Annotated in this window: 31 protein-coding genes; 2 read left to right on the forward strand and 29 right to left on the reverse strand. The window is 66.3% G+C overall.

Annotated features, from left to right (window positions below):
- Nucleotides 1-392 precede the first annotated feature (392 nt).
- Complete coding sequence (locus tag HZ321_RS08890; protein WP_181701936.1) at nucleotides 393-839, forward strand: c-type cytochrome; 447 nt, start codon at nucleotides 393-395, stop codon at nucleotides 837-839.
- A 72-nt stretch (nucleotides 840-911) separates the two neighbouring features.
- Here HZ321_RS08890 and HZ321_RS08895 read toward each other — a convergent pair whose 3' ends face one another.
- Both HZ321_RS08895 and HZ321_RS08900 read right to left on the reverse strand, forming a co-directional pair.
- The gene (locus HZ321_RS08895; protein WP_181701937.1) at nucleotides 912-2,222 is read right to left on the reverse strand and encodes a replication-associated recombination protein A; all 1,311 of its coding nucleotides are present in this window, start codon (nucleotides 2,220-2,222) and stop codon (nucleotides 912-914) included.
- Nucleotides 2,219-3,625, reverse strand: a complete 1,407-nt coding sequence (locus tag HZ321_RS08900) for a DegQ family serine endoprotease (RefSeq protein WP_181701938.1) — start codon at nucleotides 3,623-3,625, stop codon at nucleotides 2,219-2,221. Before HZ321_RS08900 ends, HZ321_RS08895 begins: the two co-directional genes overlap by 4 nt.
- Before the next feature lie 179 nt (nucleotides 3,626-3,804).
- Between HZ321_RS08900 and HZ321_RS08905 the strand changes: the two genes are divergently transcribed.
- Nucleotides 3,805-5,787, forward strand: coding sequence for an O-linked N-acetylglucosamine transferase, SPINDLY family protein (locus tag HZ321_RS08905; RefSeq protein ID WP_181701939.1), 1,983 nt, complete (start codon nucleotides 3,805-3,807; stop codon nucleotides 5,785-5,787).
- Between the two features lie 121 nt (nucleotides 5,788-5,908).
- Here the strand turns inward: HZ321_RS08905 and rplQ are convergent, their stop codons facing one another.
- The 27 genes from rplQ to rpsJ form a co-directional block, all read right to left on the reverse strand.
- A complete protein-coding gene (gene rplQ, locus HZ321_RS08910; RefSeq protein ID WP_181701940.1) occupies nucleotides 5,909-6,337 on the reverse strand; it encodes a 50S ribosomal protein L17 in 429 nt (142 codons plus the stop codon).
- A 92-nt stretch (nucleotides 6,338-6,429) separates the two neighbouring features.
- The gene (locus tag HZ321_RS08915) at nucleotides 6,430-7,503 is read right to left on the reverse strand and encodes a DNA-directed RNA polymerase subunit alpha (RefSeq protein WP_181701941.1); all 1,074 of its coding nucleotides are present in this window, start codon (nucleotides 7,501-7,503) and stop codon (nucleotides 6,430-6,432) included.
- A gap of 70 nt (nucleotides 7,504-7,573) precedes the next feature.
- Nucleotides 7,574-7,963, reverse strand: coding sequence for a 30S ribosomal protein S11 (gene rpsK / locus HZ321_RS08920; protein ID WP_181701942.1), 390 nt, complete (start codon nucleotides 7,961-7,963; stop codon nucleotides 7,574-7,576).
- Nucleotides 7,964-8,255: 292 nt separating this feature from the next.
- A complete protein-coding gene (gene rpsM, locus HZ321_RS08925) occupies nucleotides 8,256-8,624 on the reverse strand; it encodes a 30S ribosomal protein S13 (RefSeq protein WP_181701943.1) in 369 nt (122 codons plus the stop codon).
- A gap of 276 nt (nucleotides 8,625-8,900) precedes the next feature.
- Entirely contained in the window at nucleotides 8,901-9,494 is a 594-nt protein-coding gene (locus HZ321_RS08930) for an adenylate kinase (RefSeq protein WP_181701944.1), read from the reverse strand.
- Nucleotides 9,491-10,825 (reverse strand): preprotein translocase subunit SecY, encoded by a 1,335-nt coding sequence (gene secY, locus HZ321_RS08935; protein ID WP_181701945.1) that lies wholly within the window; start codon nucleotides 10,823-10,825, stop codon nucleotides 9,491-9,493. Before secY ends, HZ321_RS08930 begins: the two co-directional genes overlap by 4 nt.
- Nucleotides 10,826-11,031: 206 nt before the next feature.
- Nucleotides 11,032-11,505 (reverse strand): 50S ribosomal protein L15, encoded by a 474-nt coding sequence (rplO, locus tag HZ321_RS08940; protein WP_181701946.1) that lies wholly within the window; start codon nucleotides 11,503-11,505, stop codon nucleotides 11,032-11,034.
- 29 nt (nucleotides 11,506-11,534) lie between these two features.
- Entirely contained in the window at nucleotides 11,535-11,738 is a 204-nt protein-coding gene (gene rpmD / locus HZ321_RS08945; RefSeq protein ID WP_181701947.1) for a 50S ribosomal protein L30, read from the reverse strand.
- Nucleotides 11,739-11,795: 57 nt separating this feature from the next.
- Nucleotides 11,796-12,371, reverse strand: coding sequence for a 30S ribosomal protein S5 (rpsE, locus tag HZ321_RS08950; RefSeq protein WP_181701948.1), 576 nt, complete (start codon nucleotides 12,369-12,371; stop codon nucleotides 11,796-11,798).
- Between the two features lie 24 nt (nucleotides 12,372-12,395).
- Nucleotides 12,396-12,755 (reverse strand): 50S ribosomal protein L18, encoded by a 360-nt coding sequence (rplR, locus tag HZ321_RS08955; RefSeq protein ID WP_181701949.1) that lies wholly within the window; start codon nucleotides 12,753-12,755, stop codon nucleotides 12,396-12,398.
- 9 nt (nucleotides 12,756-12,764) lie between these two features.
- A complete protein-coding gene (gene rplF, locus HZ321_RS08960; protein ID WP_181701950.1) occupies nucleotides 12,765-13,301 on the reverse strand; it encodes a 50S ribosomal protein L6 in 537 nt (178 codons plus the stop codon).
- A gap of 28 nt (nucleotides 13,302-13,329) precedes the next feature.
- The gene (rpsH, locus tag HZ321_RS08965; protein WP_181701951.1) at nucleotides 13,330-13,725 is read right to left on the reverse strand and encodes a 30S ribosomal protein S8; all 396 of its coding nucleotides are present in this window, start codon (nucleotides 13,723-13,725) and stop codon (nucleotides 13,330-13,332) included.
- Between the two features lie 13 nt (nucleotides 13,726-13,738).
- Nucleotides 13,739-14,044, reverse strand: coding sequence for a 30S ribosomal protein S14 (rpsN, locus tag HZ321_RS08970; RefSeq protein WP_181701952.1), 306 nt, complete (start codon nucleotides 14,042-14,044; stop codon nucleotides 13,739-13,741).
- Nucleotides 14,045-14,062: 18 nt separating this feature from the next.
- The gene (rplE, locus tag HZ321_RS08975) at nucleotides 14,063-14,620 is read right to left on the reverse strand and encodes a 50S ribosomal protein L5 (RefSeq protein WP_181701953.1); all 558 of its coding nucleotides are present in this window, start codon (nucleotides 14,618-14,620) and stop codon (nucleotides 14,063-14,065) included.
- Nucleotides 14,613-14,930 (reverse strand): 50S ribosomal protein L24, encoded by a 318-nt coding sequence (rplX, locus tag HZ321_RS08980; RefSeq protein WP_181701954.1) that lies wholly within the window; start codon nucleotides 14,928-14,930, stop codon nucleotides 14,613-14,615. The genes rplE and rplX overlap by 8 nt, the downstream gene beginning before the upstream one ends.
- Before the next feature lie 2 nt (nucleotides 14,931-14,932).
- On the reverse strand, nucleotides 14,933-15,301 hold the full coding sequence (gene rplN, locus HZ321_RS08985) for a 50S ribosomal protein L14 (RefSeq protein WP_181701955.1): 369 nt from the start codon (nucleotides 15,299-15,301) through the stop codon (nucleotides 14,933-14,935).
- 78 nt (nucleotides 15,302-15,379) lie between these two features.
- Entirely contained in the window at nucleotides 15,380-15,622 is a 243-nt protein-coding gene (gene rpsQ / locus HZ321_RS08990; RefSeq protein ID WP_181701956.1) for a 30S ribosomal protein S17, read from the reverse strand.
- Between the two features lie 10 nt (nucleotides 15,623-15,632).
- Entirely contained in the window at nucleotides 15,633-15,836 is a 204-nt protein-coding gene (rpmC, locus tag HZ321_RS08995) for a 50S ribosomal protein L29 (protein ID WP_181701957.1), read from the reverse strand.
- Nucleotides 15,837-15,884: 48 nt separating this feature from the next.
- Nucleotides 15,885-16,298: a 50S ribosomal protein L16 gene (gene rplP / locus HZ321_RS09000; protein ID WP_181701958.1), complete on the reverse strand. Its 414-nt coding sequence runs from the start codon at nucleotides 16,296-16,298 to the stop codon at nucleotides 15,885-15,887.
- A 25-nt stretch (nucleotides 16,299-16,323) separates the two neighbouring features.
- Nucleotides 16,324-17,109, reverse strand: coding sequence for a 30S ribosomal protein S3 (gene rpsC / locus HZ321_RS09005; RefSeq protein ID WP_181701959.1), 786 nt, complete (start codon nucleotides 17,107-17,109; stop codon nucleotides 16,324-16,326).
- Nucleotides 17,109-17,489: a 50S ribosomal protein L22 gene (rplV, locus tag HZ321_RS09010; RefSeq protein ID WP_181701960.1), complete on the reverse strand. Its 381-nt coding sequence runs from the start codon at nucleotides 17,487-17,489 to the stop codon at nucleotides 17,109-17,111. Before rplV ends, rpsC begins: the two co-directional genes overlap by 1 nt.
- A gap of 1 nt (nucleotide 17,490) precedes the next feature.
- Complete coding sequence (gene rpsS, locus HZ321_RS09015) at nucleotides 17,491-17,769, reverse strand: 30S ribosomal protein S19 (protein ID WP_181701961.1); 279 nt, start codon at nucleotides 17,767-17,769, stop codon at nucleotides 17,491-17,493.
- 12 nt (nucleotides 17,770-17,781) lie between these two features.
- The gene (rplB, locus tag HZ321_RS09020) at nucleotides 17,782-18,621 is read right to left on the reverse strand and encodes a 50S ribosomal protein L2 (protein ID WP_181701962.1); all 840 of its coding nucleotides are present in this window, start codon (nucleotides 18,619-18,621) and stop codon (nucleotides 17,782-17,784) included.
- A gap of 18 nt (nucleotides 18,622-18,639) precedes the next feature.
- Nucleotides 18,640-18,933: a 50S ribosomal protein L23 gene (locus HZ321_RS09025; RefSeq protein ID WP_181701963.1), complete on the reverse strand. Its 294-nt coding sequence runs from the start codon at nucleotides 18,931-18,933 to the stop codon at nucleotides 18,640-18,642.
- Nucleotides 18,930-19,550 carry a 50S ribosomal protein L4 gene (gene rplD / locus HZ321_RS09030; RefSeq protein WP_181701964.1) on the reverse strand — a complete coding sequence of 207 codons (621 nt, stop codon included), beginning with the start codon at nucleotides 19,548-19,550 and terminating at the stop codon, nucleotides 18,930-18,932. The genes HZ321_RS09025 and rplD overlap by 4 nt, the downstream gene beginning before the upstream one ends.
- Complete coding sequence (gene rplC / locus HZ321_RS09035; RefSeq protein WP_181701965.1) at nucleotides 19,550-20,263, reverse strand: 50S ribosomal protein L3; 714 nt, start codon at nucleotides 20,261-20,263, stop codon at nucleotides 19,550-19,552. Before rplC ends, rplD begins: the two co-directional genes overlap by 1 nt.
- Nucleotides 20,264-20,290: 27 nt before the next feature.
- Nucleotides 20,291-20,599: a 30S ribosomal protein S10 gene (gene rpsJ, locus HZ321_RS09040; RefSeq protein ID WP_181701966.1), complete on the reverse strand. Its 309-nt coding sequence runs from the start codon at nucleotides 20,597-20,599 to the stop codon at nucleotides 20,291-20,293.
- Between the last annotated feature and the right edge of the window lie 34 nt (nucleotides 20,600-20,633).

A 20,633-nucleotide genomic window follows, 5' to 3' on the forward strand; every position in this document is an offset into this window, starting at 1 on the left:
CGCGGAACGGGCGAAACACCAAAAATGGGGGTCGTGGCTGGAGGGGTACCACGACCCTCAGTCAGTCCCGGGAGCGGGAGCTGTCTGACGGCCCGTCGGAAAACCGAAAGAGAGGGACGATCGTACTCCCCGAACGGACCACCACTCGTCGGCCAGTCTACACCTTCCCCATCCGAGCGGAAGCAGGCTCGTCCAAGCGTGGCGCGTCATTCGCCGCTTGCCAGCCGAAGGCCGCCGGAATGGTGAACGGACTGTTAAGCGACTGCACGACAATCGCTTTTCTGCACGAGAACGTGATCGCCAATTGAACGCGGGACGCCTTGCCGTTACCCAGATGGGCTTGCAAGCATTGACAGGTCCGAGGGCGATTTGCCCTCCACGGGAGGATTTTCATGAATTCGCGTTTGCTGGCATCCGTGTTCGGTCTGGCCGCCCTGTCGGTCGTTTCCACGATGGCTGTCGCCCAGGAGGATCCCATCAAGGCCCGCGAGGAGCTGATGGAGGAGATCGGCGACCAGATGAAGATTCTCGGCCCGATGGCCCAGGGCAAAGCGGATTACGATGCGGCTAAGGCCGCGGCAGCCCTGGAGAAGATCTCCGCCAACGCGGCCGACTTCCCCAACCATTTCCCCGAGGGATCCGACCAGGGCAAGACCGAGGCGCTGCCGGCGATCTGGGAGAACAAGGCCGACTTCGAGGCGAAGTCCAAGCAGCTCTCCGACGACGCCAAGGCGGCCGTGACCGCCGCAGCGGGTGGCCTGGAGGCGTTCAAGCCGGCGTTCGGCCAGATGGCATCGAACTGCAAGAGCTGCCACGAGAAGTACCGCAAGCCGAGCTGACCGGCGCCCGCACGCTCATGCCCGATCGCGAAAGGCCCCGCCGCAAGGCGCGGGCCTTTCTTCTTGGGCGGGTCAGCCGCCGTTGCGCTCGCGGCGCAGGCGGGCCCAGTAGTCGAGCCGCTTGCGGAGTTCGCGCTCGAAGCCCCGCTCGACGGGGTCGTAGTAGGCCTGACGGCCCATCTTCTCCGGAAAGTAGTCCTGGCCGGAAAAGGCGTCGGGCTCGTCGTGGTCGTAGCGATAGCCGGTGCCGTAGCCCTCGCCCTTCATCAGCTTGGTGGGGGCGTTGAGGATGTGCTTGGGCGGCAGCAGCGAGCCGTTCTCCTTGGCCGAGCGCAGCGCGCCCTTGTAGGCGGTGTAGAGCGCGTTGGACTTCGGCGCGGTCGCTACATAGACGACGGCCTGAGCAATCGCCAGTTCGCCGTCCGGCGAGCCGAGCATCTCGTAGGCGTCCTTGGCCGCCGTGCACTGGACGAGCGCCTGGGGATCGGCGAGGCCGATGTCCTCAACCGCCATTCGGATCAGGCGGCGGACAAGGTAGAGCGGGTCCTCGCCGGCGTCCAGCATGCGGCAGAAGTAATAGAGGGCGGCGTCTGGGTCGGAGCCGCGGACCGACTTGTGCAGCGCGGAGATGAGGTTGTAGTGGCCGTCCTGCGCCTTGTCGTAGACCGGTGCGCGGCGCTGCACGATCTCCTGCAGGGTGGCGGCGTCGAACACCTCGCCCTCCCCTGCGGCCCGCCAGACGTCCTCCGACAGGGTCAGCGCCGAGCGGCCGTCGCCGTCGGCCATGCGCACCAGCACGGCCCGGGCTTCGGCGTCGAGCGGGAGCGGGCGACCCGTCACCGCCTCGGCGCGCTCCAGGAGCTTGCCGATCGAAGTCTCGTCGTGCGGCTTGAAGACCAGCACGTGGGCCCGTGACAGGAGCGCCGCGTTGAGTTCGAAGGAGGGGTTCTCGGTGGTCGCCCCGACCAGGGTGATGGTGCCGTCCTCCATCACCGGAAGGAAGCTGTCCTGCTGGGCGCGGTTGAAGCGGTGGATCTCGTCGACGAAGAGCAGCGTGCCGCGGCCCATCTGGCGGCGGGCTCTTGCGCCCTCGAACACCTTCTTCAGGTCCGCGACGCCGGAGAAGATGGCCGAGATCTGCTCGAAGGCAAGGTTGGTCTCGCGCGCCAGGAGACGGGCGACCGTCGTCTTGCCGGTGCCGGGCGGACCCCAGAGGATCAGAGAGCCGAGCGAGCCCGACTTCAGCATGCGGGTGATCGTCCCCGCCGGGCCGACGAGGTGATCCTGCCCGACCACGTCGGCGAGCGCCTCCGGGCGGAGGCGGTCGGCGAGCGGGCGGAGACGCTGGCTCTCCTCGGTCGGGGCGGAGAAGAGATCGCTCATCGGAACGCCAGTCTCAGGATGCGGCCGTTGCGGTCCAGGGTCAGGCGCCAGAACATCGGCTCGTCCTCGGTCAGCTTCTTCAGCTCGGCGGTGGACGTCACCTCGGCGCCGTTGACCGCGACGATGATGTCGCCCGGCGCCAGGCCGATCCGCGCGGCCGGGGAGCGGCGGGCGATCTCGGTGATCACGACGCCGGCCTGGCCACGGTAGGAGAGCCCCAGTTGCTGGGCAACGGCCGGCGACAGGTTCGCCACGGTCGCACCCTGGAACGGCGAGGGATCGTCGATGACGACCTCGTCGCGCGGGGTCGTCTCCGGCGGCGGTTCGAGCGCGACGGGGATCTGCTCGACAGCGCCGTCCCGATTGACCGAGAGCGTCGCCTTGTTGCCGACGCCCTTGGTGGCGAGGCGGTAGTTGAAGACGCGGGGATCGGAGACCTCGACGCCGTCGACGGAGACGACGAGGTCGCCGACCTGGAGGCCGGCCTTGTCGGCCGGGCTGTCCGGGGCGATCCCGGTCACCAGCACGCCGGCGGGCCGGTCGAGGCCGAGGGTTTCGGCGATGTCGTTGGTGACCGGCTGGAGATCCGCGCCGATCCAGGGCAGCTCGACCACCGAGCCACCCTTGCGGGCGCTCTCGATCACCACCTTGACCATGTTTGACGGAATGGCGAAGCCGATGCCGTTGGAGCCGCCGCCGCGGGAGAAGATGGCAGTGTTGATGCCGACCAGCCGGCCTTCGATGTCGACCAGCGCGCCGCCCGAGTTGCCGGGATTGATGGCCGCGTCGGTCTGGATGAAGAACTGGTAGTCCGAGATGCCGACCTGGCTGCGGGCAAGCGCGGAGACGATGCCCTGGGTCACCGTCTGACCGACGCCGAAGGGGTTGCCGATCGCCAGCACGAGGTCGCCCACGAGGAGCGCGTCGCTGTCGCCGACCGGGAGGGCGGGAAGTTCGCCGCGCGGGTCGCGCACCTTCAGGATCGCGAGGTCCAGCTGCTCGTCCTTCAGGAGCACGTCGCACTCGTACTCGCGGCGGTCGTTGAGCACGACCTTCACCTCGGTGCCTTCGGCGATGACGTGGTTGTTGGTGACGATCAGGCCCGAGGGGTCGACGATGACGCCGGAGCCGAGCGAGTTCTGCTGCCGCTGGCGGCGTGGGGCCTGCGGCAGGTCGCGGCCGAAGAACTGGCGGAAGAACGGGTCGTCCATAAGCGCGGTGCGCTGGTCGGGCACCTTGCGCGAGGCGTAGACGTTGACCACCGCGGGGGCGGCCGCCTGGGCGACCGGCGCGAAGGACAGCTTCATCTCGGTGTCGGAGCGCGGCACCGCGCGCTCCTGTGCGATCGCGCCGGGCAGCGCGAGCATCAGCATCAGCGCGGCGGAAAGGCTTCTGACCAGCATGGCGACCATTCATCCCCTCGTTCGACATCGGGCCGGCCCTGGAAACCGACCGCCGGAGGCTACGATCCCGTTGGTACGAAACTGCGGCGAAAGCCGTTGATAGGTCTGCCGCAGCCGGAACGGAACCGATCGATAGCAGATATGCTCGGCTGGTCGATTCGCGAAGCTTCGAGCCCTTCATGCCAGACCCGGACACCTCTTGGATCGCCGCGGCCGAAGCGCTGTTGGCGGCCGGCGATCTCGCTGCAGCCGACGCCGCGTTCCTTGACGGACTGTCGGCCGCGCGGGCCGCGGACGCCCTGCACGGGCTGGGCGTGGCGCGGCTGGAACGCGACGCGCCGGCAGAGGCCCTCAGCCTTCTGCAGGCTGCCGAGGTGCTGCAGCCGTCGGAGCGGATCTCGCACAACATGGCGGTCGCGCTGCTGCGGCTCGGGCGCGTCAACGAGGCGATGGCGCGCGAGCGGGCGCTGATCGAGACGCATCCGGGCTACGTGGCGCCCTATGTGGGGCTGGCGGAGATACTGGCGGGGTCCGGGCACGTGGACGGCGCGGCCGACGTGTGGGCGCTGCTCTGCGACCGCGCGCTGCGCAGCCGGAACCACGACGTGATCACCAGGGCCATCGATGGACTCGCCGGCATCGGCCGGGCGCCGAGCAACTGGTCGTGGCTCGCCACGTGGCTGAGGATCCACGGCTTCCCCGACGACGCCGAGCGCGTCGCCTCGCTGCGGATCGCCGCGGCGCCAGACGACATCGGCGCCAAGCTGATGCGGGCGATGGCGCGGCTGACGGTGGTGCACCGGTCCGACGAGGAGATCGTGGAACGGCGCGGCAAGTATGCGACCAACCTGGCGGAGCTCGACCTTCTGACCAGCGTGTCGGATCCGTCGCTGCTTGCCGGTGCGGCGATCGAGATCGGGCGGGCCAAACCGTTCTTCCTCTCCTACCAGGGGCAGGACGACACCGCCCTGCAGCGCACCTACGGCCGGATCGTGGACCGGATCTCGCGCGCGGCCGGCAATGGGCCGGCGCCGATGCCGGCTGCGCCCGCGCCGAAGATCAAGGTCGGGTTCGCCACGACGTGGTTCACGCTGCACTCGGTCTCCAAACTGTTCGCGGGCTGGATCCACAAGCTCGACCGGCGGCGGTTCGAGGTCTACGCCTACAATTTCTCCGGCGGCGAGGACCACATCTCGCGGGAGATCGAGACTGTGGTGGACGGCTACCGGTCCGGGCAGCGCGCGCCACAGCTCTGGAGAGAGGCGATCATCGCCGACGGGCTGCATGCGATCATCCACCTGGAAGTCGGGATGGGCATGGAGAACGTGGCGCTCGGTTGCCAGCGGCTGGCACCGGTGCAGTGCATGACCTGGGGCCATCCGGTGACCTCGGGCTTCCCGGAGATGGACTACTTCCTCTCCAGCGAGCTGATGGAGCCGGAGAACGCGGTGATGCACTACACCGAGAAGCTGGTGCGGCTGCCTAACCTCTCCATCTTCTACGAGCCCATGCCCTACAAGCCTGGCGCGTTCACCCGCGCCGACCAGCGGCTCGCGGACGACGCGGTGGTGTATGTCTGCTGCCAGTCGCTGTTCAAGTACCTGCCGAAATACGACCACGTGTTCGTGGATATCGCGCGCCGGGTGCCGGCGGCGCAGTTCCTGTTCATCGGCGACCCGCATTCGCCTGCCACGCCGGTGTTCCTGGAGCGGCTGGTGCGCGCCTTCGCGGCTGCGGGGTTGAAGGCGGAGCGGCACATCGTGGTGGTGCCGCCGGTGACGCAGGAGGCTTTCGCTTCGCTGATCGCGCTCGGCGACGTCTACCTCGACAGCATCGGCTGGTCGGGTGGCAACACGACGCTGGAGGCGATCGCCTGCGACCTGCCGATCGTGACGATGCCGACGGCGCTGATGCGGGGCCGGCACAGCGCCGCGATCCTGAAGCGCATCGGCATGGACGACTGGATCGCCGAGACGCCCGAGGGCTACGTGGAGCTTGCGGTCCGCCTCGCCGATCCCCTGGAGCGGATGGCCGCGACCTCCTACATCGCCGCCGGACAGGAGCGGCTCTACCGCGACATGGCGCCCGTGAAGGCGCTGGAAGTGTTTCTCGAGGCGGCCGTGCAGAAAGCCTACGGCACCGGTCTCCGCGCGGCGGGGTAGGATCGGCCGTGGCGGGACACGCTTGCGCGGCCGACCACCGACAGCCTCCCCGTCCACCCGAAAAGAAAAGGGCGGCCCGGAAGCCGCCCTTTTGCAGTTCTGATCCTCGAAACCAGCCTGATCAGGCGGCTTCGGTCTCGGAGGCCGTCTCGGCCGCGCGGGCCTTGTCGACGGCGCCCTTGGCGGCCGGATCGCGATCGACGAACTCGATCACGGCGACGGCGGCGCTGTCGCCGTAGCGGAAGCCCGCCTTCAGCACGCGGGTGTAGCCACCCGGGCGGCCCTTGTAGCGCGGGCCGAGGATCTCGAAGAGCTTCTTGGCAGCCGCTTCATTGTTCTGCAGTTCGGCAACCGCCTGACGGCGGGCGGCGATGTCGCCCTTCTTGCCGAGCGTGACCAGCTTCTCGACGATCGGACGCAGGTCCTTCGCCTTGGGAAGCGTGGTGACGATCTGCTCGTGCTCGATGAGCGACGCGGCAAGGTTGGCGAAGAGAGCCTTGCGGTGGCTCTGGGTCCGGTTCAGCTTACGGCCTGCATTTCCGTGACGCATGGCCTACTCCTACGTTTCAAGCGCGGCATCACGCCGGGCGATGTTTTCTTGACGGAGCCGGCGGAGTGGTCCGCCGGCGGCTCGATCACGGATCAGTAGTTGTGATCCTCGTAACGCTTGGCGAGTTCCTCGATGTTCTCCGGCGGCCAGTTCGGCACTTCCATGCCGAGGTGCAGGCCCATCTGTGCGAGAACTTCCTTGATCTCGTTGAGCGACTTGCGGCCGAAGTTCGGCGTGCGGAGCATCTCCGCCTCGCTCTTCTGGATCAGATCGCCGATGTAGACGATGTTGTCGTTCTTCAGGCAGTTCGCAGAACGGACCGACAGCTCCAGCTCGTCGACCTTCTTGAGCAGCGCCGGGTTGAAGGCGAGTTCGGGGACCGACTCGACCTTGGTGTCCTTCTGCGGCTCTTCGAAGTTGACGAAGATGGCCAGCTGGTCCTGCAGGATGCGCGCGGCGTAGGCCACGGCGTCCTCGGGCTTCACCGCGCCGTTGGTCTCGACGACCATCGTCAGCTTGTCGTAGTCGAGGACCTGGCCCTCACGGGTGTTCTCGACCTTGTAGGAGACCTTGCGGATCGGCGAGTAGAGGCTGTCCACCGGGATGAGCCCGATCGGGGCGTCTTCCGGACGGTTGCGCTCGGAGGGCACGTAGCCCTTGCCGGTGTCCACGGTGAACTCCATGCGGATCTCCGCGCCCTCGTCGAGGGTGCAGATGACCAGCTCGGGGTTCAGGATCTCGATGTCGCCCACGGTCTGGATGTCGCCAGCCGTCACGACGCCGGGGCCCGACTTGCGCACGACCATGCGCTTGGGACCCTGGCCCTGCATCTTGATGGCGATCTCCTTGATGTTCAGGACGATGTCCGTCACGTCCTCGCGGACGCCGGCGATCGACGAGAACTCGTGGAGGACGCCGTCGATCTGCACCGCGGTGACCGCCGCGCCCTGAAGCGACGACAGCAGCACGCGACGCAGCGCATTGCCCAAAGTGAGGCCGAAACCACGCTCGAGCGGCTCGGCGACCACGGTCGCGATCCGCTTGGGATCGCGGCTGGCCGCAACCTCGAGCTTGTTCGGCTTGATGAGCTCCTGCCAGTTCTTCTGGATGCTCACGTTCGTAACCCTTTCCAGTGAAGCGGTCGAGACGCGGGCCGCCGCCCTCATTCGTCGTGACCACTCGAAACGGCCTGCCCGGCACGCCCATCGCGCCGGGATGTTCCCCCGCAGGTCGCGATCAGACGCGACGGCGCTTGCGCGGGCGGCAGCCGTTGTGCGGGATCGGCGTCACGTCACGGATCGACGTGACGAGGAAGCCCGCAGCCTGGAGCGCGCGCAGCGCCGACTCACGGCCGGAACCGGGACCGCGAACCTCGACCTCGAGCGTCTTGACGCCGTGCTCGCTCGCCTTGCGGGCAGCGTCCTCGGCCGCCATCTGCGCGGCGTAGGGGGTCGACTTGCGGGAACCCTTGAACCCCATCGTGCCGGCGGACGACCAGGAGATGGTGTTCCCCTGCGCGTCGGTGATGGTGATCATCGTGTTGTTGAAGGTGGAATTCACGTGGGCGATGCCGGACGTGATGTTCTTGCGTTCGCGGCGACGAACGCGTGCTGCTTCCTTGGCCATCGTCTTCTTTACCTTTTTACACCGAGTTCGATCTCGTCACCGCCGTAACACCAGCGGCTCCACCGGAGCGCACGCTTCGGACGCATACCCGCGCACCGGACATGTGATCCCGCCGAGCGTCTGGTCGAAACCGGCCGCCGGCGGACTCTCGGACGCCGACCCAACGCTCGGCGTTCCGAATGCGGACAAGGCGCCACGCGCGACCGTTCGATCGCGGCGTCGGCGCCAAGACCGCATGACACGGCGAACCGGCCCCGGGACGTTGCCCGACGGCCGGTTCGCCGAATGCGAATTACTTCTTCTTGCCCGCGATCGCCTTCGCCGGACCCTTGCGGGTGCGGGCGTTGGTGTGCGTGCGCTGACCGCGGACGGGCAGGCCGCGGCGGTGACGCAGGCCGCGGTAGCAGCCGAGGTCCATCAGGCGCTTGATGTTCATCGCGGTCTCGCGGCGGAGGTCACCCTCCACGACGTAGTCGCGATCGATCACTTCGCGGATCTGGAGCACTTCGGCGTCGGTGAGCTCGTTGACGCGACGCTCGCTCGGGATGCTGACCTTGGCCAGGATCTCCTCGGCGAACTTCGGGCCGATGCCGTGGATGTACTGCAGCGCGATCAGAACGCGCTTGCCAGTCGGGATGTTGACGCCAGCAATACGGGCCACTTGTCTTCTCTCCTGTCGTCGCAGGCGCCGGGCGCCCGCTCCCTCCAACCCGTTCGGGAGGAGGTCGTGTTCTTGTCGTTCGATCGGCTGGTTGGGCATCCCTTTTCGGAGACGCCGCAAGCGCCTGCCCCATAGGGAGCCGGCCCGATCGCACGTGCTGACCGTGGATAGGTGCGGGTTCATAACCGACACACCCACCCCAGTCAACCGATTCCCTGGGTTTTCACGCTCACGAAGACCGGAGAGGATGGGCCGTCGGCGCATCCTCTCGCCTGGTCAGACTGCGGCCGTTTCCTTCAGGATGGCCGCAATGGCGTCGGTCACCTCGTCGACCGGCGCCATGCCGTCCACCGTGTGCAGCAGGCCGCGCTCGCGGTAGAAGGGCGACAGCGCCGCGGTGAGGGCGGCGAACTCCTGGAGGCGCTTGGCGAAGACCTCCGGGTTGTCGTCCTTGCGGACCGGCAGGCCGGCGGCCTCGGTCTCCTTGGCGCGCTTGACGATGCGGTCGACGAGCTTGGTCTCGTCCACCTTGAACTCGATGACGGCGTCGAGCTTGAGGCCCTTCTCCGTCAGCATCTTCTCCAGCGCATCGGCCTGGGCGATCGTGCGCGGGAAACCGTCGAGGGCGAAGCCCCGCTTGGCGTCCGGCTCGTCGATGCGATCGGCGACGATGCCGATCACGATGTCGTCGGACACCAGCTGGCCGGCATCCATGACGGCCTTTGCCTTCTTCCCGATCTCCGTGCCGGCGGCCACCGCGGCGCGCAGCATGTCACCCGTGGACAGCTGCACGATCCCATGGCGTTCCACCAGCCGCTGGGCCTGGGTGCCTTTTCCCGCACCCGGCGGCCCGAGCAGTATCAGCCTCATCGACGCCTCCCCCGCAACTTCGACTTCTTGATCAGCCCCTCATACTGATGCGCGAGCAGGTGCCCCTGGATCTGCGCGACGGTATCCATCGTGACACTGACCACGATGAGCAGAGACGTCCCTCCGAAATAGAACGGAACGCCGGTGGCCGATATGAGAAATTCGGGTAAGAGACAAACGACCACAAGGTAGATCGCGCCAATCACCGTGATGCGGGTAAGTACGTAGTCGATGTACTGGGCGGTGCGCTCACCCGGGCGGATGCCCGGAATGAAGCCGCCATGCTTCTTCAGGTTCTCCGCCGTGTCCGTCGGATTGAACACGATCGCGGTGTAGAAGAAGGCGAAGAAGGCGATCATGCCGGCGTAGAACAGCATGTAGAGCGGCTGGCCGTGGCCGAGCAGCGTGGTGATCGTCTGCAGCCAGCCGGTGCTCGCATCGGTGCCGGCGAAGCCGGCGAGGGTCGCCGGAACGAGCAGCAGCGACGAGGCGAAGATCGGCGGGATGACGCCGGCGGTGTTCAGCTTCAGCGGCAGGTGGCTGGAATCACCCTGGAACATCCGGTTGCCGATCTGGCGCTTGGGATACTGGATGATCAACCGGCGCTGGGCGCGTTCTACGAAGACGATGGCGGCGATCACCACGACGGCGAGCACCAGGATGCCGATGATGATGCCGGTGCCCAGCGCGCCCTGTCGGCCGAGTTCCAGCATGCCGGCCAGCGCGCTCGGAAGGCCGGCGACGATGCCCGCGAAGATGATCAGCGAGGTGCCCTGGCCGATGCCGCGGGAGGTGATCTGCTCGCCCAGCCACATCAGGAACATGGTGCCGCCGAGTAGCGACAGCACGGTGGAGACGATGAAGAACGGGCCGGGGTTGATGACGATGCTGCCCTGGCCCTGCAGGCCGACGGCGATGCCGTAGGCCTGGACGACGCCCAGCACCACGGTGAGATACCGGGTGTACTGGTTCATCTTCTTGCGACCGGCCTCGCCCTCCTTCTTCAGCGCTTCCAGCGACGGCAGGACGCCGGCGAGGAGCTGCACGATGATGGAGGCGGAGATGTAGGGCATGATGCCCAGGGCGAAGATCGCCATGCGGCCGACGGCGCCGCCGGCGAACATGTTGAAGAGGCCGAGGATGCCCTGGCTCTGCTGGTCGAAGGCCTGGCGAAGGGCTTCCAGATTGATGCCGGGAAGCGGGATGTAGGTGCCCAGCCGATAGATGACCAGAGCGCCGAGGGTGAACCAGATCCGCTTCTTGAGCTCTTCCGCCTTGGCGAAAGCGCCGAAGTTCAGATTGGCAGCAAGCTGTTCTGCCGCAGAGGCCATGTCTCACTCCGTCCGCAGAGGGACCGTCGCGTGTCGCGTCCGTGGCCTGGCTGGAACGATGGCGCCCGCTCACCCGGCCGACGGTGTGGAATCCGAGCCGGTGTCGGACACCGGCGCGCAAACGTAATAAGCCCTCGGATGCGCCGGAGAAAGGCCCCTCACGAAAATGGGACCGTTCCGCTGGCGCCTCCGAGGGCTCCTTGTCTTCAGCCTTCGACCGGAGCCGAGGCAAGGACGGTGAGCTTGCCGCCCGCCTTCTCGATCGTGGCGGCGGCCGGAGCCGACGCGCCGGCGACCTCGAAGGAGACGGCCGCGGTGAGCTCGCCGCCGAGGATGCGCACGCCGTCACGGACGCGGCGGATCACGCCGGCGGCCTTGAGGGCCTCCGCGGTCACGACGGCGCCCTTCTCCAGCTTGCCGGCATCGATCGCCTGCTGGACGCGGGTGAGGCTGACCTCGACCCAGTCCTTGGCGAAGATGTTGTTGAAGCCGCGCTTGGGCAGGCGACGATGCAGCGGCATCTGGCCGCCCTCGAAGCCCTTGATCGACACGCCCGAGCGGGAGGTCTGACCCTTCACGCCGCGGCCGCCCGTCTTGCCCTTGCCGGAGCCGATGCCACGGCCGACGCGCATGCGCTTCTTCGTCGCGCCTTCGTTGTCCTTGAGCTCGTTGAGCTTCATTGTCCCGTTCCTTCCGACCGGCGGGTCTCTCAGGCCTCGTCCACGACGCGGACGAGGTGCTGGACCTTCGCGATCATGCCGCGCACCGAAGGGGTGTCCTCCAGCGTGGAGCGGCGGTGCATCTTGTTGAGCCCGAGGCCGACCAGCGTTGCGCGCTGGTCCGCCGGGCGGCGCTGCGGGCTGCCGATCTGCTCGACCGTGACGGTCTTGCCCGCGGAGGTGGTGGTCGCCATCTGTCCTGTCCTCTTGGAAAGGAGGGGACCGTCGCCGATCCCCCTGCCCTCTTAACCTCAGCCTTCGGCAGCCACGGCGTCGGGATCGACGTCGCGACGGCGGGACTGCAGCGCGGAGACCTTCAGGCCACGGCGGGCGGCCACCGAACGGGGGCTGTCCTCACGGGCCAGAGCGTCGAAGGTCGCCCGAACCATGTTGTACGGGTTCGACGAGCCGAGCGACTTGGTCACGATGTCCTGGATGCCCAGGGCTTCGAAGACGGCGCGCATCGGGCCACCCGCGATGATGCCGGTACCGGCCGGAGCGGCCCGCAGGATCACGCGCCCGGCGCCCCAACGGCCCTGGGTGTCGTGATGCAGGGTGCGGCCTTCGCGCAGCGGTACGCGGACCAGGGCGCGCTTGGCGGCCTCGGTCGCCTTGCGGATCGCCTCGGGAACCTCGCGCGCCTTGCCGTGGCCGTAGCCGACGCGGCCCTTCTGGTCGCCGACGACGACGAGGGCGGCGAAGCCGAAGCGACGGCCGCCCTTCACCACCTTGGCGACGCGGTTGATGTGAACCAGGCGGTCGACGAATTCGCTGTCGCGCTCGTCGTCACGGCCCCGGTCCCGGTTGTTGCGTTCACGTTCAGCCATTTTGTTCTCTCTCGATCCGGGACCTTAGAAGTCCAGCCCGCCTTCACGGGCCGCATCGGCGAGCGCCTTGATGCGACCGTGGAAGATGAACTGGCCGCGGTCGAAGACGACCTTGGTGACACCGGCGGCGAGCGCGCGTTCGGCGATCGCCTTGCCGATCGTCTCCGCGGCTTCCTTGTCGGCGCCTGTCTTCAGCTGCTCGCGCAGAGCCTTGTCCAGGGTCGAGGCCGCGGCGAGGGTGCGCCCCGCCACGTCGTCGATGACCTGAGCGTAGATGTGGCGGCCCGTGCGATGCACGGAGAGCCGCGGGCGACCATTGGCCGCCGCCTTGACCGAACGGCGCACCCGTGCGCGGCGTCGATCGTTACCGGTGAGCTTAGCCATTGCCGACCCTTACTTCTTCTTGCCTTCTTTGCGGACGATCTGCTCGCCCGCATACTTGACGCCCTTGCCCTTGTAGGGCTCCGGCGGGCGGAATTCGCGGATCTCCGCGGCAACCTGGCCGACCTTCTGCGCGTCGATTCCGGAGATGGTGATCTCCGTCGGCTTCGGGCAGGCGATCGCGATGCCTTCGGGGATCGCGTAGATCACGTCGTGGCTGTAGCCGAGCGACAGGTTCAGGTTCTTGCCCTGGACCGCCGCCTTGTAGCCGACGCCGGTGATCTCGAGCTTCTTCTCGAAGCCCGTGGTGACGCCCTTCAAGAGGTTCGCGATCTGGGTGCGAGACATGCCCCAGCTGGCGCGAGCCGGCTTGCTTTCGTCCTTGGGATCCACCTTGATCGACCCGTCCTCGGTCTTGGAGACGAGGACGAGATCGTTCAGGGCGAACTGCAGCTGACCCTTCGGCCCCTTGACCGAAACGGTCTGCCCATTGATGTCGGCCGTGACCCCTTTCGGGACCGGTACGGCCTTCTTTCCAATGCGCGACATGGTTCTTTCCGTTTCCAGTCTTGAGTGGTCAGAAGACGCGGCAGAGAATCTCGCCGCCCACGTTCTTCTCGCGGGCTTCGTGGTCGGCCATCACGCCCTGCGGCGTGGAGAGGATCGACACACCGAGGCCGTTGGCGACACGCGGCAGATTCTTCACGGAGGCGTAGACGCGGCGGCCCGGCTTGGAGACACGCTCCAGGGTCCGGATCACCGGCTGACCGTCGTAGTACTTGAGCTCGATCTCGAACTCGGACTTGCCTTCCTGATCCACGGAGGCATAACCGCGGATGTAGCCTTCGGCCGCCAGGACATCGAGAACGTTCTTACGCAGCTTGGAAGCCGGCGTGGAAACCTTCGACATCTTGCGCAGCTGGGCATTGCGAATTCGGGTGAGCATGTCACCCAAAGGATCGGTCATCGACATGGGACCGTTCTCCTCACCAGCTCGACTTCACGAGGCCCGGGATGAGCCCTTTGGATCCCAGCTCACGCAGGGCGATCCGGCTCATCTTGAGCTTGCGGTAATAGGCACGCGGACGGCCCGTGACTTCGCAACGATTGCGAACCCGGACAGCCGACGAGTTGCGCGGCAGCTCCGCCAGCTTCAGGCGCGCCGCGAACTGCTCCTCGATGGGCAGGTTCTTGTCGCTCGCCTGAGCCTTCAGGGCAGCGCGCTTCGCGGCGTACTTCTTCACCAGCTTCTCGCGACGCTTGTTCTTCTCAATGGCGCTCTTCTTAGCCATGGTTCCGAAACCCTCTCGTCACTGCCGGAACGGGAAATTGAAGGCCTTCAGAAGCGCGCGCGCTTCGTCGTCGGTCTTCGCCGTCGTGCAGACGATGATGTCCATTCCCCAGACCTGATCCACCTTGTCGTAGTTGATCTCGGGGAAGATGATGTGTTCCTTCACACCCATGGCAAAGTTGCCACGGCCGTCGAAGGACTTCGGGTTCAGACCACGGAAGTCACGAACGCGCGGGAGCGCGATGGTGACCAGGCGATCGAGGAACTCGTACATGCGCGTCTTGCGCAGTGTAACCTTGGCGCCGATGTTCATGCCCTCACGGAGCTTGAACGTGGCGATCGAGGTGCGGGCCTTGGTGACGACCGGCTTCTGGCCGGCGATCAGGGTGAGGTCGTTGACGGCAGAATTGATCTTCTTGCCATCCGCGACGGTCTCGCCGACGCCCATGTTCAGAACGACCTTCTCGATCGTCGGAACCTCGAACGGGTTCGCGTAGCCGAACTGCTTGATCAGTTCGGGACGGATCTCGCTCTCATAGACGCGCTTGAGACGCGGAGTGTTGCTCGCCTCAGCCATCGATCACATCTCCAGAACGCTTGGCGACGCGGACCTTGCGGCCGTCGTCGAGCACCTTGAAGCCGACGCGGGTCGGCTTGCCGTCCTTGGGGTCGGCCAGCGCAATGTTGGACAGGTGGATCGCCGCTTCCTTGGCGATGATCCCGCCTTCCGTCTGCGCGGTCTGACGCGTGTGGCGGCGGACGATATTGATACCGCGGACAACGGCGCGTTCGTCGGTCGGGCGGACCTCGATGACCTCGCCCGTCCTGCCCTTGTCCTTGCCCGCGAGGACGACGACCTTGTCGCCCTTCTTGATCTTGGCGGCCATGGTTACAGAACCTCCGGGGCCAGCGAGATGATCTTCATGTGGTTCTTCGCGCGAAGTTCGCGCGGAACCGGTCCGAAGATACGGGTCCCGATCGGCTCCTTCTGATTGTTGATCAAAACGGCGGCGTTCCGGTCGAACCGGATCACCGAACCGTCCGGACGACGGATGTCCTTGGCCGTGCGGACCACGACCGCCTTCATCACATCGCCCTTCTTCACGCGGCCGCGGGGGATCGCTTCCTTGATGGAGACGACGATGACGTCGCCCACCGAGGCATACTTCCGCTTCGCGCCGCCGAGCACCTTGATGCACATGACACGACGCGCGCCGGAGTTATCCGCGACGTCGAGGTTTGTTTGCATCTGAATCATGACTTGGCCGCCTATCTTCTTCTCGTCTCCACAGCCGTATCCGCAGCCATGGAGGAAACCAAACTCAGCGTTCGTCTATCAGCTTGCCTGATCGGCACCAACGACGATCCAGCTCTTGGTCTTGGAAATCGGACGGCTCTCCTCGATGAAGACCACGTCCCCGACCTTGAACTGGTTCGTCTCGTCGTGCGCCTGGTACTTCTTGGACCGGCGCACGGTCTTCTTCAGCAGCGGGTGGGTGAAGCGACGCTCCACCCGGACCACCACTGTCTTGTCGGTCTTGTCGCTGACGACGACGCCCTGCAGTACGCGCTTCGGCATCTTCGTCTCCTTAAGAGTTTTCGGCGGTGCGCTTCTGGCGCAGCACCGTCTGCACGCGGGCGATGTCACGACGGACGACCCGTACCCGCGCCGTGTTCTCAAGCTGACCGGTCGCCTTCTGGAAGCGCAGGTTGAACTGCTCCTTCTTCAGCTTGACCAGCTCGTCCTCGAGCTGGTCCGGGGTCAGCGTTTTGACATCGTTCGCCTTGGCCATTTGTCTCGGTCCTTACGAGATTCCAGGTCGCCGGGGAGCCTTGAAGGCTCACTCGGCGATGCGCTGCACGAAGCGCGTCTTGATCGGGAGCTTCGCGGCGCCCAGACGAAGGGCCTCACGAGCCACATCTTCAGGTACGCCGTCAAGCTCGAACATGATGCGACCCGGCTTGACCCGGCAGGCCCAGTATTCCGGCGAGCCCTTGCCCTTGCCCATGCGGACTTCGGTAGGCTTGGCGGACACCGGAACGTCCGGGAACACGCGGATCCAGACTCGGCCCTGACGCTTCATCTGGCGGGTGATCGCGCGGCGGGCCGCTTCGATCTGACGGGCGGTGACCCGCTCCGGCTCGACGGCCTTGAGGCCGAACGCGCCGAAATTCAGATCGGTGCCACCCTTGGCGACGCCGTGGATACGGCCCTTGAAGGCCTTGCGGAATTTAGTGCGCTTCGGCTGAAGCATCTGCCCTACTCCCGGGTCTTATCGTTCACGCGCCGTCGCCGGCGTTGTCACGGTCACGACGACGACCACGGCCGCCATCGCGGTCACGGTCACGGTCGCGCTCGCGACGACGGTCGCCGCCGCTCGGACGATCACCCTCGTTGCCGCCTTCGAGCGCCTTGCGTTCGGACGCCATCGGGTCGTGTTCCAGAATTTCGCCCTTGAACACCCAGACCTTGATGCCGTTGGTGCCGTAGGCGGTGTGCGCGGTCGCCGTGCCGTAGTCGATGTCGGCGCGGAGGGTATGCAGGGGCACGCGGCCCTCGCGGTACCACTCCAGGCGCGCGATCTCGGCACCGCCGAGACGGCCGCCGGCGTTGATGCGGATGCCCTCGGCGCCGAGACGCATGGCCGACTGCACGGCGCGCTTCATGGCGCGACGGAAGGCGACGCGGCGTTCCAGCTGCTGGGCGATCGAGAGCGCGATCAGGTTCGCGTCGATCTCCGGCTTGCGGACTTCCACGATGTTCAGGTGGACTTCCGAGTCGGTGAAGTCGGCGATGCGCTTGCGCAGCTTCTCGATGTCCGCGCCCTTCTTGCCGATCACCACGCCCGGACGGGCGGTGTGGATCGTGACGCGGCACTTGCGGTGCGGACGCTCGATGACGACCTTGGAGACCGCGGCAGCCTTGAGCTCGTCGAGCAGCCAGGCGCGGATCTTCAGATCCTCGTGCAGCAGCTTGCCGTACTCGTTCTTGCCGGCGAACCAGCGCGAGTCCCACGTGCGGTTGACGCCGAGGCGGAGACCGATCGGATTGACTTTGTGACCCATCAGGCGGTCTCCTCGACTTCGCGAACCACGATCGTCAGGTTCGAGAACGGCTTGTGGATGGCGCCGACGCGGCCACGGGCCCGGGGGGAGAAGCGCTTCATGACGAGCGCCTTGCCCACGTAGGCCTCCTTGACGACGAGCGCGTCGACGTCGAGGTCGTGGTTGTTCTCGGCATTCGCGATCGCGGACTCGAGCGTCTTCTTGACGTCGAGCGCAATGCGCTTGCGCGAGAAGGTAAGGTCGGCCAGAGCCGCCGCGACCTTCTTGCCGCGGATCATCGCCGCGACCAGGTTCAGCTTCTGCGGGCTGACCCGGATGTTCCGGGTCACCGCCTGCGCCTCGTTGTCGGCGAGCGAGCGTTCGCGCTTCGGCTTGCCCATGTTACTTCCTCTTCGCCTTCTTGTCGGCGCCGTGGCCGTAGTAGGTCCGGGTCGGCGCGAACTCGCCGAACTTGTGACCCACCATGTCCTCGTTGACCGAGACCGGAATGTGCTTCTGGCCGTTGTAGACGCCGAACGTGAGCCCGACGAACTGCGGCAGGATCGTGGAGCGACGGCTCCAGATCTTGATGATTTCGCTGCGCCCGCCACCGCGAACGGTCTCCGCCTTCTTCAGGAGGTAGCCGTCGACGAACGGACCTTTCCACACAGAACGAGCCACTGTCGTTCTCCCTTAGCTGGTCTTCTTGCGCGCGTGACGGCTGCGCACGATGAACTTGTCGGTCGACTTGTTGGACCGGGTCTTCTTGCCCTTGGTCGGCTTGCCCCACGGGGTGACCGGATGACGGCCGCCCGAGGTGCGACCCTCACCACCACCGTGCGGGTGGTCGATCGGGTTCATGGCGACGCCGCGAACCGAAGGACGCTTGCCGAGCCAGCGGTTGCGGCCGGCCTTGCCGATCGAGATGTTCGCGTGGTCCGGGTTGGACACCGCGCCGATCGTGGCGAAGCAGGTGCCGAGGATCTTGCGCTGTTCGCCCGAGTTCAGGCGAACGATCGCATACCCCTGGTCGCGGCCCACGAGCTGGGCGTAGGACCCGGCGGAGCGGGCGATCTGCCCACCCTTGCCCGGCTTCAGCTCCACATTGTGGATCAGCGTGCCGACCGGGATGGCCGACAGCGGCATCGCGTTGCCCGGCTTCACGTCGGCCTGGGCCGACGCGATCACCTGGTCGCCGACGCTGAGGCGCTGCGGAGCCAGGATGTAGGCGAGCTCGTCGTCCGCATAGCGGATGAGCGCGATGAACGCCGTGCGGTTGGGATCGTACTCCAGGCGTTCCACCGTGCCGGCGACGTCAAGCTTGCGACGCTTGAAGTCGACGATGCGATAGGAACGCTTGTGTCCGCCGCCGCGGTTGAATGCGGTGACGCGGCCCAGGTTGTTGCGGCCGCCGCTCTTGTTCAGGCCGACCGTCAGAGTCTTGACGGGGCCGCCCTTGTAGAGCTCGCTGCGATCGACAAGGACCAGCTGGCGCTGGCCCGGGGTCGTCGGCTTGAAGTTCTTCAGTGCCATTGTCGTCCTGCCGCCCTATCAGAGGCCCGTCGTGACGTCGATCGAATGGCCCTCTTCGAGGGTCACGATCGCCTTCTTCACGTCCGACTGTGTGCCGAGCGTGCCGCGAAAGCGCTTCGTCTTGCCTTTACGCACGAGCGTGTTGACGCTCTTGACCTTGACCGAGAAGAGCTGCTCGACGGCAGCCTTGATCTCGGGCTTGGTCGCGGTCTTGGCAACGTCGAAGACCACCTTGTTGTTTTCCGCCTGGATGGTCGCCTTTTCGGTGATCACCGGGCGGCGGATGATGTCGTAGTGCTTCAGGTTGCTCATTTGAACCGCTCCTCGAGCGCCGACACCGCCGCCTTGGTGAGCACCAGCGTCTCGCGACGCAGGATGTCGTAGACGTTGATGCCCTGGATCGGCAGCACGTCGATCTCGGGGATGTTGCGGGCCGCGAGGCGGAAAGCCTCCTGCGGAGCCGCGCCGTCCACGATCAGCGCGTTGGTGAGGCCGAGAGCGGCGAGCTTGCCCTTGAGCAGCTTCGTCTTGGCCTCCGAGGCAATCGCCTCGTCGAGCACGATGATGTTGGCGCCCTTGGCCTTGGCCGAAAGGGCGAGCTTCAGGCCGAGCGCGCGGACCTTCTTGGGAAGATCATGCGCGTGGCTGCGCACCACCGGACCGAAGGCCTTGCCGCCGCCGCGGAACTGCGGGGCCGCCTTGTTGCCGTGGCGGGCGCCGCCGGTGCCCTTCTGGCGGTACATCTTCTTGCCGGTCTTGTTGATCTCGGTCCGGGTCAGGGTCTTGTGGGTCCCTGCCTGACGCTTGGCCAACTGCCAGCGAACGACGCGCTGAAGGATGTCGGCGCGCGGCTCGAGACCGAAGATCTCGTCGGCGAGCGCGACCGTGCCGGCAGAGGTGCCGTCGAGGGTCTTGACTTCGATGTCCATCACTCACCTGCCTCCGCCGCTACGGCGACTTCGCCACCGGCCTTGCGGAACTTGCCCGGGGTCGGCACGCCGTCCGGAAGCTTCTTCTTGACCGCGTCGCGGACCAGGATCCAGCCGCCCTTGGCGCCCGGAACCGCACCCTCGACCAGGATCAGACCGCGCTCCACGTCGGTGCGGACGATCTTGAGGTTCTGGGTGGTCACCCGCTCGTCGCCCATGTGGCCGGCCATCTTCTTGTTCTTGAAGACCTTGCCCGGATCCTGGCGCTGACCGGTCGAACCGTGGACACGGTGCGACAGCGAGTTGCCGTGCGTCGCGCGGCCGCCGGCGAAGTTGTAGCGCTTCATGACACCGGCGAAGCCCTTGCCGATCGACGTACCGGTGACGTCCACGAACTGGCCGGGAACGAAGTGGTCGGCGGTGAGCTCGGCGCCCACCTCGATCATGTTCTCCGGCGAGACGCGGAACTCGGCGATCTCACGCTTGGGCTCGACCTGCGCCACGGCAAAGTGCCCGCGCTGCGCCTTCGAGACGTTCTTGACCTTGACCGTACCGGCTCCGAGCTGGAGGGCGGTATAGCCGTTCTTTTCTTCGGTCCGCTGAGCGACGACCTGGCAGTTCTCAAGCTTGAGAACCGTCACGGGGACGTGCTCGCCCGCATCGTTATAGATGCGAGTCATGCCGACCTTCTGTGCGATGACACCTGAGCGCATGGTGATCTCTCTACCCCGGCCCTTCGATCAGAGCTTGATCTCGACGTCCACGCCGGCCGCCAGATCGAGCTTCATCAGCGCGTCAACGGTCTGCGGGGTCGGATCGATGATGTCGAGGAGGCGCTTGTGGGTGCGCATCTCGAACTGCTCGCGGCTCTTCTTGTCGATGTGCGGCGAACGGTTGACGGTGTACTTCTCGATCCGCGTGGGGAGCGGAACGGGTCCACGAACCTGAGCGCCGGTGCGCTTCGCCGTGTTGACGATCTCGCGCGTCGAGGCATCGAGGATTCGATGGTCGAACGCTTTGAGCCGGATACGGATATTCTGGCCGTTCATTGTCTTCAAACCTCGGTAGACGGGTGCACGTCCT

The organism is Chthonobacter albigriseus, assembly GCF_013839445.1.
GTDB classification, from domain to species: Bacteria; Pseudomonadota; Alphaproteobacteria; order Rhizobiales; family Pleomorphomonadaceae; genus Chthonobacter; species Chthonobacter albigriseus.